The organism is Cellulomonas sp. HZM (assembly GCF_000708885.1).
Taxonomy (GTDB): domain Bacteria; phylum Actinomycetota; class Actinomycetes; order Actinomycetales; family Cellulomonadaceae; genus Cellulomonas.
Genome location: NZ_JEOE01000006.1, coordinates 123836 through 140379, shown reverse-complemented (window position 1 = coordinate 140379; position 16544 = coordinate 123836). Strand labels below are relative to the sequence as shown.

15 protein-coding genes are annotated in these 16544 nt (G+C 73.5%); 9 read left to right on the top strand and 6 right to left on the bottom strand.

Annotated elements, in window-relative coordinates:
* Together infB and rbfA are read left to right on the top strand one after the other, a co-directional pair.
* Positions 1-2735, top strand: a 2735-nt coding sequence (infB, locus tag AW16_RS0105780) for a translation initiation factor IF-2 (RefSeq protein WP_029288916.1), incomplete at its 5' end; no start/stop codon positions are given.
* A gap of 114 nt (positions 2736-2849) precedes the next feature.
* Positions 2850-3299, top strand: coding sequence for a 30S ribosome-binding factor RbfA (gene rbfA / locus AW16_RS0105775; protein WP_029288914.1), 450 nt, complete (start codon positions 2850-2852; stop codon positions 3297-3299).
* Between the two features lie 66 nt (positions 3300-3365).
* Here the strand turns inward: rbfA and AW16_RS0105770 are convergent, their stop codons facing one another.
* Positions 3366-4832, bottom strand: coding sequence for a DHA2 family efflux MFS transporter permease subunit (locus AW16_RS0105770; protein ID WP_029288912.1), 1467 nt, complete (start codon positions 4830-4832; stop codon positions 3366-3368).
* 84 nt (positions 4833-4916) lie between these two features.
* Between AW16_RS0105770 and AW16_RS0105765 the strand changes: the two genes are divergently transcribed.
* Entirely contained in the window at positions 4917-5534 is a 618-nt protein-coding gene (locus AW16_RS0105765) for a TetR/AcrR family transcriptional regulator (protein ID WP_231495958.1), read from the top strand.
* Positions 5531-6493, top strand: coding sequence for a tRNA pseudouridine(55) synthase TruB (gene truB, locus AW16_RS0105760; protein WP_029288908.1), 963 nt, complete (start codon positions 5531-5533; stop codon positions 6491-6493). The genes AW16_RS0105765 and truB overlap by 4 nt, the downstream gene beginning before the upstream one ends.
* Positions 6494-6520: 27 nt before the next feature.
* Here the strand turns inward: truB and AW16_RS0105755 are convergent, their stop codons facing one another.
* From AW16_RS0105755 to AW16_RS0105740, 4 genes are all read right to left on the bottom strand, one after another.
* Positions 6521-7327, bottom strand: coding sequence for an alpha/beta fold hydrolase (locus AW16_RS0105755; protein WP_034648161.1), 807 nt, complete (start codon positions 7325-7327; stop codon positions 6521-6523).
* A gap of 65 nt (positions 7328-7392) precedes the next feature.
* A complete protein-coding gene (locus AW16_RS0105750) occupies positions 7393-7698 on the bottom strand; it encodes a DUF3349 domain-containing protein (protein WP_029288904.1) in 306 nt (101 codons plus the stop codon).
* Positions 7698-7922, bottom strand: coding sequence for a hypothetical protein (locus AW16_RS0105745; protein WP_029288902.1), 225 nt, complete (start codon positions 7920-7922; stop codon positions 7698-7700). The genes AW16_RS0105750 and AW16_RS0105745 overlap by 1 nt, the downstream gene beginning before the upstream one ends.
* A 10-nt stretch (positions 7923-7932) precedes the next feature.
* Positions 7933-9078, bottom strand: a complete 1146-nt coding sequence (locus AW16_RS0105740) for an inorganic phosphate transporter (RefSeq protein ID WP_029288900.1) — start codon at positions 9076-9078, stop codon at positions 7933-7935.
* Positions 9079-9360: 282 nt separating this feature from the next.
* Between AW16_RS0105740 and AW16_RS0105735 the strand changes: the two genes are divergently transcribed.
* The 5 genes from AW16_RS0105735 to AW16_RS16905 all read left to right on the top strand — a co-directional run bounded on the left by AW16_RS0105735 (position 9361) and on the right by AW16_RS16905 (position 15481).
* Positions 9361-10350 (top strand): bifunctional riboflavin kinase/FAD synthetase, encoded by a 990-nt coding sequence (locus AW16_RS0105735; protein ID WP_029288898.1) that lies wholly within the window; start codon positions 9361-9363, stop codon positions 10348-10350.
* Positions 10351-10492: 142 nt separating this feature from the next.
* Positions 10493-10762, top strand: a complete 270-nt coding sequence (rpsO, locus tag AW16_RS0105730) for a 30S ribosomal protein S15 (RefSeq protein WP_029288896.1) — start codon at positions 10493-10495, stop codon at positions 10760-10762.
* 252 nt (positions 10763-11014) lie between these two features.
* Entirely contained in the window at positions 11015-13252 is a 2238-nt protein-coding gene (locus AW16_RS0105725; RefSeq protein WP_029288894.1) for a polyribonucleotide nucleotidyltransferase, read from the top strand.
* A 1-nt stretch (position 13253) separates the two neighbouring features.
* Positions 13254-14597, top strand: a complete 1344-nt coding sequence (locus tag AW16_RS0105720; protein ID WP_029288892.1) for a pitrilysin family protein — start codon at positions 13254-13256, stop codon at positions 14595-14597.
* Positions 14598-14680: 83 nt separating this feature from the next.
* The gene (locus AW16_RS16905) at positions 14681-15481 is read left to right on the top strand and encodes a hypothetical protein (protein ID WP_034648160.1); all 801 of its coding nucleotides are present in this window, start codon (positions 14681-14683) and stop codon (positions 15479-15481) included.
* 16 nt (positions 15482-15497) lie between these two features.
* Here the strand turns inward: AW16_RS16905 and AW16_RS0105710 are convergent, their stop codons facing one another.
* Complete coding sequence (locus tag AW16_RS0105710; RefSeq protein WP_156044058.1) at positions 15498-16514, bottom strand: hypothetical protein; 1017 nt, start codon at positions 16512-16514, stop codon at positions 15498-15500.
* Positions 16515-16544: the final 30 nt, after the last annotated feature.

The following is a 16544-nucleotide window of genomic DNA, read 5'->3' as shown; positions in this document are numbered from 1 at the left end:
TCAGCCCCGCCCCCCCCGCCCCCGGGCGGCCCCCCCCCCCCGGAGCACCACATGGCCCTCCCCCCCCCGTCCCCAGCCCGGCTCCCCCCCCCGCAGCCCCCCCCGCCGCAGCCGCCCCCAAGGCACCCGCACGCCCGGCTCCGGCCCCGGCGAAGGCCCCTGCCCCCCGGGCGCCGGCCGCCCCCGCGGCTCCCGCCACCTCGACGGCGCCCGCGGCCGCCGCGGCTCCGGCTCCGACCGCGGCAGCGCCGGCGGCCCCCGCTCCGGCGGCGCCCGCGCGCCCCGCCGCGCAGGCACCCGCTGCACGTCCCGGGGCCCCGCGTCCTGCCGCGCGTCCCGGCAACAACCCGTTCGCGCCGTCGCAGGGCATGCCCCGTCAGGGTCAGGGCGGCGCGCAGGGCCAGGGCGGCCAGGGCGAGCGCCCGGGCGGCCCGCGTCCCGGCGGCCCGCGTCCTGGCAACAACCCGTTCGCGCCGTCGCAGGGCATGCCCCGCCCGGGCGAGCGTCGCAACCCCGACGCCGGTGCCGCTGCGGCGCAGGCGGGCGACCGTCCCGGTGGTCCGCGTCCCGGCGGCCCCCGTCCGGGTGGCCCGCGCCCCAACCCCGGCATGATGCCGGGCCGTACCCAGAGCGGCGTCGGACGTCCCGGCGAGCGCCCCGCGGGCGGCGCCGGTCGCCCCGGCGCGCGCGGGGGCGGTGCTGGTCGTCCCGGCGGCGGCGCTCCCGGTGCCGGCGGCGGCGGCTTCGCCGGTCGTCCCGGTGGCGGCGGCGGTCGTCCCGGCGGTGCCGGTCGCGGCTCGACGCAGGGTGCGTTCGGTCGCGCCGGCGGTCGCCCGGTCCGTGGACGGAAGTCGAAGCGCGCGAAGCGCCAGGAGTTCGAGCAGATGCAGGCGCCGTCGCTGGGCGGCGTGACCGTCCCGCGCGGCAACGGCTCGACGGTCGTCCGCCTGCGTCACGGCTCGTCGCTCAACGACTTCGCCGACAAGATCGACGCCAACCCGGCGTCGCTCGTCACGGTCCTGTTCCACCTGGGCGAGATGGCCACGGCCACGCAGTCGCTCGACGAGGACACGTTCGGCACGCTCGCGGCCGAGCTCGGCTACGTCATCGAGATGGTCTCGGCCGAGGAGGAGGACCGCGAGCTGCTCGGGTCGTTCGACATCGACCTGGACGCCGAGCTCGAGGCCGAGGGCGACGACGAGCTGCAGGCGCGGCCGCCGGTCGTCACCGTCATGGGTCACGTCGACCACGGAAAGACCAAGCTCCTCGACGCGATCCGTTCCACGGACGTCGTCGCGGGCGAGGCGGGTGGCATCACGCAGCACATCGGTGCCTACCAGGTCACCAAGGTGCACGAGGGCAACGAGCGGCCGATCACGTTCATCGACACCCCGGGTCACGAGGCGTTCACCGCCATGCGTGCGCGTGGTGCGCAGGTCACGGACATCGCGATCCTGGTGGTCGCGGCCGACGACGGCGTGATGCCCCAGACGATCGAGGCGCTCAACCACGCGCAGTCGGCGAACGTGCCGATCGTCGTGGCGGTCAACAAGGTGGACAAGGAGGGGGCCAACCCCGCCAAGATCCGCCAGCAGCTCACCGAGTACAACCTCGTGGCCGAGGAGTACGGCGGCGACACCATGTTCGTCGACGTGTCGGCGAAGCAGAACATGGGCATCGACGCGCTGCTCGAGGCGGTCCTGCTGACCGCGGACGCTGCGCTCGACCTGCGGGCGAACCCCGACAAGGACGCGCGCGGCGTGGCGATCGAGGCGAACCTCGACAAGGGCCGCGGTGCGGTCGCGACCGTGCTGGTCCAGTCCGGGACGCTGCACGTGGGCGACGCGATCGTCGCGGGCACGGCCTACGGCCGCGTGCGTGCGATGTTCGACGAGCACGGCGAGACCGTCGTCGAGGCGGGCCCGTCCCGTCCGGTGCAGGTCCTCGGCCTCGCGTCGGTCCCGTCCGCGGGCGACACGCTGCTCGTGGCTCCCGAGGAGCGCACGGCCCGTCAGATCGCCGAGAAGCGCGAGGCCGCCGAGCGCGCCGCCCTCCTGGCCAAGCGCCGCAAGCGCATCAGCCTCGAGGACTTCACGCAGGCTCTGCAGCAGGGCAAGGTCGAGACCCTCAACCTGGTCCTCAAGGGCGACGTGTCGGGTGCCGTCGAGGCGCTCGAGGACGCGCTGCTCAAGATCGACGTGGGCGACGAGGTCGACCTGCGTGTCATCCACCGCGGTGTGGGTGCCATCACGCAGAACGACGTCAACCTGGCGACGGTCGACAACGCGATCATCATCGGCTTCAACGTGAAGTACGCCGAGCGCGTCGAGGACCTGGCCGACCGCGAGGGCGTCGACGTGCGCTTCTACTCGGTCATCTACCAGGCGATCGACGACGTCGAGGCGGCCCTCAAGGGCATGCTCAAGCCGGAGTACGAGGAGGTCCAGCTGGGCTCCGCGGAGATCCGCGAGATCTTCCGCTCCTCGAAGTTCGGCAACATCGCCGGCTCGATCGTCCGTTCGGGCGAGATCCGTCGCAACACCAAGGCGCGCGTCCTGCGCGGCGGCAAGGTCATCGGGGACAACCTCACGATCGAGTCGCTCAAGCGGTTCAAGGACGACGCGACCGAGGTGCGCGAGGGCTACGAGTGCGGTATCGGGCTCGGCTCGTTCAACGACCTGCAGGTCGAGGACATCATCGAGACCTGGGAGATGCGCGAGAAGCCGCGCGCCTGACCGGTCCAGCAGGAATGATCGACCGCGGGGCGGGCGAGGGCGACGTCCTCGCCCGCCCCGCGCGTCGCACAGCATCCCCGGTGCCTCGGGTACCGCGACACGAAAGGCAGTGCCATGGCCGACACGGCTCGCGCCCGCAAGCTCTCCGAGCGGATCCAGCAGGTCGTCGCGCAGATGCTCGACACCCGCATCAAGGACCCGCGGCTCGGTTTCGTCACGGTCACCGACGTGCGCGTGACGGGCGACCTGCAGCACGCCGACGTCTACTACACGGTCCTCGGCGACGACGAGGCGCGCACCGGCTCGGCCGCCGCGCTCGAGTCCGCCAAGGGTGTCATCCGCTCCGAGGTCGGCAAGCAGACGGGCATCCGCCTCACGCCGACCCTGGCGTTCCACCTCGACGCGGTGCCGGAGACGGCGGCTCACCTCGAGACGGCGCTCGCCGAGGCCGCTCGTCGTGACGCCGAGGTCGCGGCGCTCGCGCGCTCGTCGTCGTACGCGGGCGACGCGGACCCGTACCGGCACCCGGACGAGGACGAGACCGACGAGGCACCCGGGGCCTGAACCCGGACGTCACGACGAACGCCGTGCACCCCCCTCGGGTGCACGGCGTTCGTCGTCGCCCGCGGGCTACGCGCCCGGGTGCGTCTGCTGCCCGCGGCCCGTCGACCGCGGCATGAGGAGCGCGACGACAGCGCCGAACCCGACGACCACCGCACCGACGAGCGCGGCGGGGCGCAGCCCCTGCGCGTACCCGTCGGGGCTGAGCGTCCCGCCCGCGGCGAGGAACACGGCCATGAGCGCCGCGATGCCCACGGCTCCGCCGACCTCGCGCAGCGTCGCGTTCACCGAGCTCGCGGTCCCGTGGTCGTCCGCGACCGTGTCGGCCAGCACGGCGGTCGCCGCGGGCGCGAAGGTCAGACCCATCCCGATGCCGGCGAGCGCGAGCCCGGGCACGAGCTCGGCGTACGTGGTCGCGTCGCCGATCATGAGCGCCTGCCACGCGAGGCCCACGGCCTGCAGCGCGAGGCCGCCGGCGAGCAGTGGCCGTACGCCGACGCGCGGCGCGAGCATCCCGGCGAGGGGCGCGACGAGCATGGGCGCCGCGGTCCACGGCAGCGTCCGCACGCCCGCGGCGAGCGGCGAGTAGCCGAGCGCGACCTGGAAGTACTGCGACAGGACGAACACGGAGCCGAAGACGCCGGCGGAGAAGAGGAACGCGCTCGCGTTGGCGACCGAGAACGAACGGATCCGGAACAGGCGCAGCGGGACGAGCGGGTGGTCGGTCCTGCGCTCGCGCACGAGGAATGCGACGAGCAGCGCGGTCCCGCCGACGAGTCCCCCGAGCACCGGTCCGGACGTCCACCCGTCCTCGTTGCCGTGCACGACGGCCCACACGACGGCGAGGACGCCGAGCGCGGCGGTGACGAGGCCTACGAGGTCCAGCGGCTGGCGCCGGCCGTACGACTCGGGCAGCGCGTACCGCACGAGCCCGATCGCGACGACGGCGACGGGGACGTTGATCCAGAAGATCGCCTGCCACGAGATGCCCTCGACGACGGCGCCGCCGATCACCGGACCGAGCGCGACCCCGAGCCCGGAGACCGCGCCCCACACGCCGATCGCCATGGCCCGTCGTGCGGGCGGCACGGCCCCGGCGAGCAGGGTGAGCGACAGCGGCATGATCGCGGCGGCACCGGCACCCTGCGCGGCGCGGGCGGCGATGAGCGCACCGGCGCTCCCGGCGAGGGCCGAGGCGACCGACGCGAGGCCGAACACGACGATCCCGGCGACGAAGACCCGACGACGTCCCCAGCGGTCGCCGAGCGTCGCCGCGGCGATCATGAGCGACGCGAACGCGAGCGTGTAGGCGTTGACCATCCACTGGAGCTGCTCGAGGGACGCGCCGAGCGCGGTGTGCAGGACGGGCAGCGCGGTGGTCATCACGAGGTTGTCGAGCGTCGCCATGAACATGGGGACGGACGCGGCGACGAGTGCGATCGCGGTGCCGACGGGGCGCCCACGGCGGGCGCGCGCCGGGCGGGAGGTGTCGAGCGCGGGCGGTTCGCCGGTGCGCGGTGAGGTGGTGACGGACATCGGGGCCCCCGGGTGGCATGGTTGTTGGCATTGAGTGATTACTAACAAGAGCGACCGTAGGCATCGGCTGATAACCTGTCAACCATGTCCCAGCAGATGTCCCAGCAGGCTTCCCAGCAGGCCTCCCAGCAGGCCTCCCAGCAGACGACGACGAGCCGCATGTCCGGTCCGGCCCGGCGAGAGCAGATCCTCGCGGCGGCACGCAAGGTCTTCGCCGAGGACGGGTACGCGGCGAGCACCGACCAGGTCGCCCGCGCCGCGGGGGTGTCGCAGCCGTACGTCGTGCGCCTGTTCGGCACCAAGCGCGACCTGTTCGTGGAGGCGTACACGCATGCGACAGCAGAGGTCTGCGCGACCCTCGCCGCGGTCCCGGCCGGCCCCGACGCCGATGCGCGCATGGGCGCGGCGTACGTGGAGCTCCTCGCAGACCGCGACCTGCTGCGGCTCGTGATGCACGGGTTCGTCGCCGGCAACGACCCCGAGGTGGGCCGGGCCGCCCGTGCGTGCCTCGGTGAGGCCTACCGCCTGTTCGTCGAGCGTTCGGGCGGGACTCCCGAGCAGGGTCGAGACTTCGTCGCCATGGGCATGCTCGTGAACGTGCTGCTCGCCGTCGGTGCCGACGCGCACGTCGGGGAGAGCGAGGGCATGGACGCGCTGCTGGCGTGCGTCGACTCGTCGATCGAGGAGGTGCGGGGCGCATGACGGGTCCGGACCGTCGTCCCGGCAGGACCTCGCCCGACGGGCCGCGCCGCCCCACGGCCCAGGACGGCGTGCTCGTCGTCGACAAGCCCGCCGGGTGGACGAGCCACGACGTCGTGGCCCGCATGCGCAGGCTCGCGAGCACCCGCAAGGTCGGGCACGCGGGGACGCTCGACCCGATGGCGACCGGCGTGCTCGTCGTCGGGATCGGGCGCGCGACGCGGCTGCTGACCTACGTCGTCGGAGCCGACAAGGAGTACCTCGCGACGATCCGGCTCGGCGTCACGACCAGCACCGAGGACGCCGAGGGGGAGGTCCTGACGGTCACGGACGCGTCCGACGTCTCGCTCCCGGACGTGGTCCGGGCGGCCGCGGCGCTCACCGGCGTGCTGCAGCAGGTGCCGTCGTCGGTCTCGGCCATCAAGGTGGACGGTCAGCGCGCGTACGCGCGCGTCCGGGCGGGGGAGCAGGTGGAGCTCGCGGCACGCGAGGTCCACGTGAGCGAGTTCGAGGTCGGCGCGGCCCGGCGCGACGAGGCGGACGGCGCGGGCGTGCTCGACGTCGACGTGCGCGTCGTGTGCTCGTCGGGCACGTACGTGAGGGCGCTCGCGCGAGACCTGGGTGCGGCTCTGGGCGTGGGCGGGCACCTGACGGCACTGCGCCGCACGCGCGTGGGCGGGTACCGCATCGAGGACGCGTGCACGCTCGACGAGCTCGCGGCGGTCCCGGAGGGCGAAGCCGTCGTCACCACACCGCTCGCCGACGCGGCGCGGGCGACGTTCGCGGTCCGCGAGCTCACCGAGCCCGAGGCCCGTGCACTGTCCTACGGCCAGGCGATCGCACCCGCAGAGGGCGACGTGCCGGGCACGATGGCCGGCATCGGTCCCGACGGCTCGCTCGTCGCGCTCGTCGAGCGCCGCGGGCCCGCCGTGCGTCCGGCCCTGGTGTTCCAGCCGGCCTGACCGGGCGGCTGGAGCACCAGGGCCGGGTCAGGACCCCGCGTGCGCGACGAACGCGGCGACGGCCGCCGCGGTGGCCGTCGGGTCCGGCGCGTGGTCCCTGCCGGGGACGGTCGCCAGCTCGGCGTCCGGCAGTGCGGCGACGAGTGCCTCCGCTGAGGCGACGAGCACGGGCCACGTGTCGTCGGAACGGACGACGAGCGTCGGGGCCGAGACCGCCGCGACGTCATCGACCCGTGCGTACCGGGTGGTGATCGCCCAGTCGTACAGAAGGCTCGGGGCGAGGGCCTCGAGGGCCGGCCACCACGGCTGGTCGCGCTGGCCGGCGACCGCGTGCGACGGCAGCCCGATGACGCGCGTCTGGTAGAGCTCGATCGCGTCGCCGTCGCGGTGGGCGTCCACGAGCGCCGCGAGATCGCCGCCCGCCCTGGCGTCCCGCGGGGGAGCGCCCTCGACCGCGAACGGCGCCTCGAGCGCGACGACGTGCGAGACCGATACGCCCGCGGCGGCGGCAGCGAGAGCGAGGACCCCGCCCGAGGAGAACCCGAGCACCGCGACGCCGTCGGGTGCGTCCGCGGCGAGGTCGGCGACGAGCGACCGCACGTCGTCGACCTCCCGCTCGACCGCACCGTCCAGCCCGGGGGTGGCGTCCGTGCTGTCTCCCCGGCCGCGCCGGTCGACCGCGACGCCACGCAGCCCGACCGCGGCCAGCGCGTGCGCGAGCGGCAGGAGCCGTCCGCGATCGTTCATCGCCCCCGGGAGCAGCAGGACGGGGTGGCCGCTGCCGACGTCCTCGACCGCGAGCGTGGAGCCGTCACCGAGCTGGACGTGGTGCATCGCGGCCTCCTCGTGGGCGGCGCGCCGGGGCGCCCCCTCCGGACCGTAGCGCGCCGCGGTCCGGCTCAGTCGTCCTCGGGGTCGGCGAGCGGCCACCCCGCCGCGGCGAGCACCGCGCTCACACGTGCGACGTCCGCGGGCAGCGCCTCCTGCGCGAGCAGCCCCTCGATCTCGTGCTCGACCGCGTCCTGGGTCGCGCCGCCGCCCGGGTGCAGGAACACGATGCGGTCGGCGACCTCGATCACCTCGTCGTGCGAGAGCCGGCGCTTGAGCAGCGCGAGCACCGCGACGTAGTCGTGCTCGGGGACGCCCGCGGGGTAGCCCGCGCGGAGCCAGTCGACGACCCGGCGCAGCGCGCCGTCGCGAGCCATCAGTGCCCCGCCAGCACGAGCTTGAGCACGCCGGCGACCACCGCTGCGGCGCACAGCGCGAAGCAGACGACGGCGGCGGTGACCCGCAGCGGCGGCCGCGCGCCGCCCTCCACGGGGGTGAGCGCGCGCACGCCCACCGCGAACAGCGCGGGCACCCCGGCGCCGACGAGCAGGCTGATCACGACGACCTTCGTGAGCGCAGCGACGTCGATGTACGCGTCCATGTGGTCCTCCTCAGGCGGCGTGCGCGGTGGTCGGTGCCGGAGCAGGCTCGTCGGCCCACTCGTCGTTCACGTTGTCGTGCGTCACGGCGCTGCGCCGCGCGGCCAGCCACAGGCCGGCGCTCGCGCCCACCAGGAGGGCGAGGACGACGATCGTCCCGAGAGCGCCGTCGAGCACGTGCTGGATGCCCTCCGCCGCGGCCCCGACGACCGCGGCCGCGGGGAGCGTCACGAGCCATGCGACGACCATCCGCCGCGCGACGCCCCACCGCACCTGCGTGCGGCGCCCGACGCCCGAGCCGAGGATCGAGCCGCTCGCGACGTGCGTCGTCGACAGCGGGTAGCCGAAGTGGCTCGAGACGAGGATCACCGTGGCCGACGAGGTCTCCGCGGCGAGCCCTTGCGGCGGCTCGATGTCCACGAGGCCCTTGCCCAGGGTGCGGATGACCCGCCAGCCGCCGAGGTAGGTGCCGAGCCCGATGGCGCCGGCGCACGCGATGATCACCCAGGTGGGCACGCCCGCGTCGGCCGGCAGCTCGCCGCCCGCGATCAGGGCGAGCAGCACGATGCCCATCGTCTTCTGCGCGTCGTTGGTCCCGTGCGCGAGCGAGACGAGCGACGCCGAACCGATCTGGCCCCATCGGAACTCGGTCGACCGCTTGCCGCCGGGCACCCCGCGCGTGATCCGGTACACGAGCCAGGTGCCGACGGTCGCGACGAGCCCCGCCGCGACGGGTGCGATGAACGCCGGGATGACGACCTTGGAGAGCACGCCGGTCCAGAGCACGCCCTCCATCCCCGCCGCGACGATCACGGAGCCGATCAGGCCGCCGATGATCGCGTGCGAGGAGGACGAGGGGAGGCCCAGGTACCACGTGACCAGGTTCCAGATGATGCCGCCGCACAGGCCCGCGAAGACGACGGACAGCGTCACGGCGTCCTGGTCGACGATGCCCGTGGCGATCGTCGCCGCGACGGCGAGCGAGAGGAACGCACCCACCACGTTGAGCACGGCCGACAGCAGGACCGCAGCCTTGGGTCGCAGCGCCTTCGTCGCGATGGACGTCGCCATCGCGTTGGCCGTGTCGTGGAAGCCATTCGTGAAGTCGAACGCGAGCGCCGTGACGACGACGAGCACGAGGAGAGGGAGTCCGTCCACGTCGTCGACGGTCCGGCGGTGCGTCGGCGCGGCGCAAGGTGTGGCACCCACTGTTCGTCGCCTGTTCACGTGCGCGCCGCCGCCGTCCGAGCGGGTAGACGGCGGTGCGTGGAGCCGGACGTGGCGCACGTCTCGCACGTCCGCGGGCGTCGTGCGGGTGTCCCGGCTGTCCGTCGTCGCACGTGAGGTGGCAGTCTTGTCCGCCGGGCCCCGTGGCCCGACCAGCAGACCAGGACCGGCTGAGACCGACCCAGACCGACCAGGACCGACGAGGGAGCACGCGTGCAGCTGTGGCGGGACCTCGTCGACGTCCCCGAGGACTTCGGGCCGAGCGTCGTGACGCTCGGCAACTTCGACGGCGTCCACCGTGGGCACGTCGGCGTGCTGCAGCGCATGGTGTCCGACGCGGGCGCCGCCGGGCTGCGCTCGGTCGCGATCACGTTCTCGCCGCACCCGCAGCGGGTGCACCGGCCGGCCGAGGCGCCCGAGCTGCTCACAGGGGACACCGACCGGCTCGAGCTGCTCGGCGCGACGGGGCTCGACGCGGTGCTGCTCGTGACCTACACCCTCGAGTTCGCGCGGCAGTCGCCGCAGGAGTTCGTGCGTCGCTACCTTGTCGACGCGCTGCACGCCAGGGTCGTCGTCGTGGGCCGGGACGTCCGCTTCGGGTGGGAGAACTCGGGAGACCTCTCGACGATGGTCGAGCTGGGGCGTGAGCACGGGTTTACCGTCGAGGTCATCGAGGACGTGGCGCCGACCGAGGTCGCGGACCCGGGCAGCGCAGAGGACCGTGCGGCGGACCCGTTGCGCCGACGCTGGTCGTCGACCTGGGTGCGTGAGCTGCTCGAGGCCGGCGACGTGGTGCAGGCCGCGCGCGTGCTGGGTCGCCCGCACCGCCTGCGCGGCGTGGTGGTGCACGGCGACGCGCGTGGGCGCGAGCTCGGCTTCCCGACCGCCAACCTGTCGCAGGCGTCGCAGGGCATGGTGCCCGCGGACGGGGTGTACGCCGGCTGGCTCGTGCGCGCCGACCGCTCCGTGCACCCCGCCGCCGTGTCGATCGGCACCAACCCGACGTTCGACGGCGTGCAGCGACGAGTCGAGGCGTACGTGCTGGACCGCACCGACCTCGACCTGTACGACGAGGAGGTCGTGCTCGAGCTCGTCGAGCGGCTGCGGCCCACGCTGCGGTTCGACTCCGTGGACGACCTGCTGGTGCAGATGCACGCGGACGTCGCACGAGTGCGCGAGGTGCTGGGGGACGGGCGGCCATAGCCGGTCGAGCAGCCGGCCGAGCCGGTCGGGCGGGAGGTCGTCGGGCTGTTAGGATGTGTGCGCCGTACGAACGGCCGCGGATCCAGAGAGCCCGGGTGAACCAGCCCCGGAGCACCGCGCAACGAATCCACCAAGGAGAGCCGTGTCCCTCGACGCCGCCGTCAAGCAGTCCATCATGACCGAGTACGCCACGCACGAGGGCGACACCGGTTCCCCCGAGGTCCAGATCGCCGTCCTGACGCAGCGCATCAAGGACCTGACGGAGCACCTCAAGGAGCACAAGCACGACCACCACAGCCGCCGCGGTCTGCTGCTGCTCGTCGGTCGTCGTCGCCGCCTCCTCGGCTACCTGCAGAAGGTCGACATCAACCGTTACCGCTCGATCATCGAGCGCCTCGGCCTGCGCCGCTGAACCACCGGACCAGCCCGGACCCGCCGAAGGGTCCGGGCTGGTCCGCATGTCGGGCTCGTCCAGTGACGGGGCACCGGCAGACCCAGAACGAGCACCAGTACCAGCACCACCCCAGTACCAGCACGACCAGCACCATCCACCGCGTCGGATCGCTCGTCCGGTCCTCGGTAGTGGCTCTCGGACCTCGGTCCGCGGGCCTCGATCGAAGACCGCCGCGACCGGCCGGCGCCTTCGAGGACAAGGAGGGCACCCGTGGAGGGTCCCGAGATCCAGTTCGCCGAGGCCGTGATCGACAACGGTCGCTTCGGCACCCGCACCGTCCGCTTCGAGACGGGCCGCCTGGCCAAGCAGGCCGCCGGCTCCGCCGCCGCCTACCTGGACGGCGACACGATGCTGCTGTCGGCCACGACGGCCGGCAAGCACCCCAAGGACCAGTTCGACTTCTTCCCGCTGACGATCGACGTCGAGGAGCGGCAGTACGCCGCCGGCAAGATCCCCGGCTCGTTCTTCCGCCGCGAGGGCCGTCCCTCGACCGAGGCGATCCTCGCGTGCCGCCTCGTCGACCGCCCGCTGCGTCCCCTGTTCGTCAAGGGCCTGCGCAACGAGGTCCAGGTCGTCATCACCGTCCTGGCGATCCACCCGGACGACGCGTACGACGTGCTCGCGATCAACGCCGCGTCGATCTCGACGCAGCTGTCGGGCTTGCCGTTCTCCGGCCCGGTCGGTGGCGTGCGCATCGCGCTCGTCGACGGCCAGTGGGTCGCGTTCCCGCGCTACTCCGAGCGCGAGCGTGCGACGTTCGACATGGTCGTCGCCGGTCGTGTCGTTGGTGACGACGTGGCGATCGCCATGATCGAGGCCGAGGCACCCGAGAAGTCGTGGAACCTCATCAAGGACGAGGGCGCCCAGGCCCCGACCGAGGAGATCGTCGCGCAGGGCCTCGAGGCGGCCAAGCCGTTCATCAAGGTCCTCGTCGAGGCGCAGGCCGAGCTCGCGAGCAAGGCCGCCAAGGAGACCCAGGTCTTCCCGACGTTCCCGGACTACCAGGACGACGCCTTCGCCGCGGTCGAGGCCGCCGGCACGGCGCGTCTCGGTGAGGCCCTGAGCATCGCCGACAAGCAGACGCGCGAGAACCGCCTCGACGAGATCAAGGCGGAGATCGCGGGCGAGCTCGCCGGCCAGTTCGAGGGTCGCGAGAAGGAGATCTCCGCGGCGTACCGCTCGCTGCAGAAGAAGCTCATCCGCCAGCGCATCCTCACGGACGGCTTCCGCATCGACGGCCGCGGCCTGCGCGACATCCGCACGCTCTCGGCCGAGGTCGAGGTCCTGCCCCGCGTGCACGGCTCGGCGATCTTCGAGCGTGGCGAGACGCAGATCCTCGGCGTCACGACGCTGAACATGCTCCGCATGGAGCAGCAGCTCGACACGCTGTCGCCCGAGACGCGCAAGCGCTACATGCACAACTACAACTTCCCGCCCTACTCGACGGGTGAGACGGGCCGCGTGGGCTCGCCGAAGCGTCGCGAGATCGGTCACGGGGCGCTCGCCGAGCGTGCGCTCATGCCGGTCCTGCCGTCGCGCGAGGAGTTCCCCTACGCGATCCGCCAGGTCTCGGAGGCTCTGGGCTCCAACGGCTCGACGTCGATGGGCTCGGTCTGCGCCTCGACGCTGTCGCTGCTCAACGCCGGTGTGCCGCTGCGCGCACCCGTCGCGGGCATCGCGATGGGCCTCGTGTCCGACACGGTCGACGGGGAGACGCGGTACGCCGCGCTCACCGACATCCTGGGCGCCGAGGACGCGTTCGGCGACATGGACTTCAAGGTCGCCGGCACGCGTGACTTCGTCACCGCGATCCAGCTCGACACCAAGCTCGACGGCATCCCCGCCTCGGTCCTGGCCGGCGCGCTGACGCAGGCGAAGGAGGCTCGCCTCGCGATCCTCGACGTCATCGCCGAGGCGATCGACGTCCCGGACGAGATGAGCCCGTTCGCGCCCCGCGTCATCACGGTGAAGGTCCCCGTCGACAAGATCGGCGAGGTCATCGGCCCCAAGGGCAAGATGATCAACCAGATCCAGGACGAGACCGGCGCCGACATCTCGATCGAGGACGACGGCACGGTCTACATCGGCGCCACCGACGGTCCGTCGGCGGAGGCCGCGCGGGCGGCGATCAACGCGATCGCCAACCCGCACATGCCCGAGGTGGGCGAGCGCTTCGTCGGGACCGTCGTGAAGACGACGACCTTCGGCGCGTTCATCTCGCTCTCGCCGGGCAAGGACGGGCTCCTGCACATCTCGCAGATCCGCAAGCTCGTCGGCGGCAAGCGCGTGGACAACGTCGAGGACGTGCTGTCCGTGGGCCAGAAGGTCCAGGTCGAGATCGGTGAGATCGACCCGCGCGGCAAGCTGTCGCTGCACGCCGTGGTCGAGGAGACCCCGTCCGACGAGCAGTCGGCGGACTCCGTCGCGGCCGAGCCGGCCGACGCCTGACGTGCCGCTGGACCTCCCGCTCGTCAGCCCGGGTCAGCCCGGGTCCGAGCAGACCGTCGGGCAGGACGGCGACGCCCACGTGCGTCGTTCCGTCCTGCCCGGCGGGGTCCGGGTGCTGACCGAGCACATGCCCGGTCTGCGCTCGGCCACCGTGGGTGCGTGGGTCGGCGTCGGCTCGCGTGACGAGGAGTCGGGCCACCACGGCTCGACGCACTTCCTCGAGCACCTGCTGTTCAAGGGCACCGCGCGCCGCTCCGCGATGGACATCGCGGAGGCGTTCGACGCCGTCGGTGGCGAGGCGAACGCCGCCACCGGCAAGGAGCACACGTGCTATTACGCGCGTGTGCTCGACGACGACCTGCCGATGGCGGTCGACGTCATCGCCGACATGGTCACCAGCGCACGCCTCGACGGCGACGAGCTCGAGACCGAGCGCGGCGTCATCCTCGAAGAGCTCGCGATGAACGACGACGACCCGAGCGACGTCGTGCACGAGCAGTTCGCCGCGGCGGTGCTGGGCGGTCACCCGCTGGGCCGCCCGATCGGTGGCACCCCCGACACGATCCGCGCGGTCCCGCGTGACGCGGTGTGGGAGCACTACCGCTGGCACTACCAGCCCTCGACGCTCGTCGTGAGCGCAGCCGGGGGAGTCGACCACGACGCGCTGTGCGCGCAGGTCGAGCGGGCCCTGGCCGACGGCGGCTGGGACCTCGCGGCCGACGCCGCCCCGCGCGGGCGCCGGCTCGCGGTCGACGCGTTGCACGCCGGCGAGGCGGGCATCCCGCCCGTCGGCGTCGAGCGGTCCGTGCGTCGGCACACCGAGCAGGCCAACGTCATCGTCGGCTGCACGGCCCTGACCGCGACCGACGAGCGGCGCTTCACGCTGTCCGTGCTCAACGCGGTGCTCGGCGGCGGCATGTCCTCGCGGCTGTTCCAGGAGATCCGGGAGCGGCGCGGGCTCGCGTACTCGACGTACTCCTTCGCGTCGGGGCACTCGGACACCGGGTACTTCGGCGTCTACGCCGGGTGCACGCCCGGAAAGATCGACGAGGTCGTCGCGCTCATGGTCGCGGAGTGGGAGCGCCTCGCGGACAGCCCGATCACGGCGTCCGAGCTCGAGCGGTCGATCGGGCAGCTGTCCGGCGGGCTCGTGCTCGGCATGGAGGACACCGGCTCGCGCATGAGCCGGCTCGGCAAGGCCGAGCTGGTCCACGGGTCGCTGCTGAGCCTCGACGAGTCGCTCGAGCGCGTGCGGGCCGTGACGGCGGCCGACGTGCAGGAGCTCGCGGGCGAGCTCGCGTCGCTGCCGCGTTCCGTCGTGCGCGTCGGGCCGTTCGGGGACTGACCGGAGGGTTCAGGACGGTGCGGCGGCGTCCACAGATCACCGCACGGGCTCCCGCCCGGACGTCCGACGGGCGATGATGAGGCATGCCCGTCGACCAGGTCGTCTACTCCCGCCACGACGTCGTGCTGCCGGGGCTCGTCGAGCACGCCTGGGTCGTGCGGCACGACGAGCCGAGTCGCGAGGTCCTGCTACCTGACGGGCGAGGGCTGCTGCAGCTCGTCGTCGGCCCGACCGGGACGCTCGCCCGGGTGCCGGACGGCTCGACGCGCCCGGACGGCACGGGGGTGCGGGGCATCATGCGCCACGCCGCGGTGCGGGTGCAGCCCGCGGGCACGGTACGACTGGGGCTGCAGCTCGCACCCCAGGCGCTGGCGGCGACGGGTGCGAGCGACCTGCTCGTGGACCGGTGGGCCGACCCCGAGGCGATCGTCGGCACGGCGGCTCTCGCCGAGGCGGCCCGCCTGCTCGAGGGTGGTGACGGGCTCGGGGCCGCGAGGCTGCTGACCGACGAGCTCGCGCGGCTGGTGGTCCACGACGAGGACCTCGACCGCTTCGCGCACGTGCTGCACGTCGCAGATCGCGAACGCGGGCTCGTCGCCGCGGCCGACCTCGCCCGCGCCGCCGAGGTGACGGTGAGCGACCTGTTCCGCTGGTCCCTGCGCTACCTCGGTGTCGAGCCCGCGCAGTACCTCGCGGCCGTGCGGTTCTCGGGGTTCGTGCGTGAGGCGGTCGGGCCGGGGGTCGTCGTGCCCGAGGCCGTGCTGCGGGCCGTGCGCTGGTACGCGGACGCGGGCCACGCGCCGCGCGAGGTCGAGCGCACCGTCGGCTGCGCGCCCGCGGAGCTGCGCAGGATCGAGGAGTCGCTCGCCGCGGCTCTCGCGTGAACGAGAGCCGGTCCGGTCACGAGACGACCACCGTGTGCTCGGCGGGTTGCTCGGGAGCGCCGTCCAGACGCCCCACGGCCCGCGCCGCCGGGACGATGCAGGACGCGAGCAGGACCGCGCCGAGGCCGCCGAGCGCCACGACACCGATCTGGTCGACCTGCTGCTCCCACCAGCTGTGCACGTGTCGCAGCGTCCACGGGGTGATCATCGCGACGGTCACAGCCCATCCGACGCGTCCGGCGCCGACGGTCAGGACGCCGACGAGCATCGCCAGCGCCACAGGACGGAGATCGAGCGCGACGTGCGCGCGGTCCCACGAGCCCCCGACGTCGCCCGACGCCGCCCAGGTCGCGGCACCGAGCGCCGCCACCGCGGGCAGGCCGAGCGCCACCACGGCCAGGGCCCTGGACGGCCACGTCGACGTGGTGGACGAGATGCTCACGCCCCGCCCCGCGACGAGCGCGACGAACCACACGGCCACCAGCGCGACCAGGGGCGTGACGATCGGCAACCTGATGTGCGCCGTCACGTCGGGAAGATGGAAGAACCGCGCGTCGGGCGAGAGTGCGACCCGGTCGCCCGCGCTCCACGTGAGCGGGGCGTGGTCGGCGGGGCCCGGCCATCCGAGGCTGTAGCCGGTCGTGGCCCATGCGCTCGGGTCCTGGTCGACGGCGAACAGGTCCCGGGTCGTCGCGCCGACGAGCCCGAGCGTCGACCAGAGCACCAGGATCGCGGCGGTGATGCCGAACGGCACCCAGCGACGGCGTGCGCCGCGCCGGGCCTGCTCCGCGGTGGCGACCCACACGACGACGCACCAGAGCGTGACCGCCAGCGCCCAGGGCCAGGCGTGGGACCAGGTCCAGGTGACCGATCCGAGCGGGGTCCAGGGGACTGCCCCGTCGCCCGCGCGGCTCCACGTGTAGGCGTCGACCGCGCAGATCGCCCAGGCCGGCAGGAGGACGCAGACGAAGACCGCGGTGAGGGCGGCCAGGGGACGGCGGGTGTATCGGACAACCGCCGTGATGGTGCTCACCACCCACCATCGGCACCGCACCGACCGAGG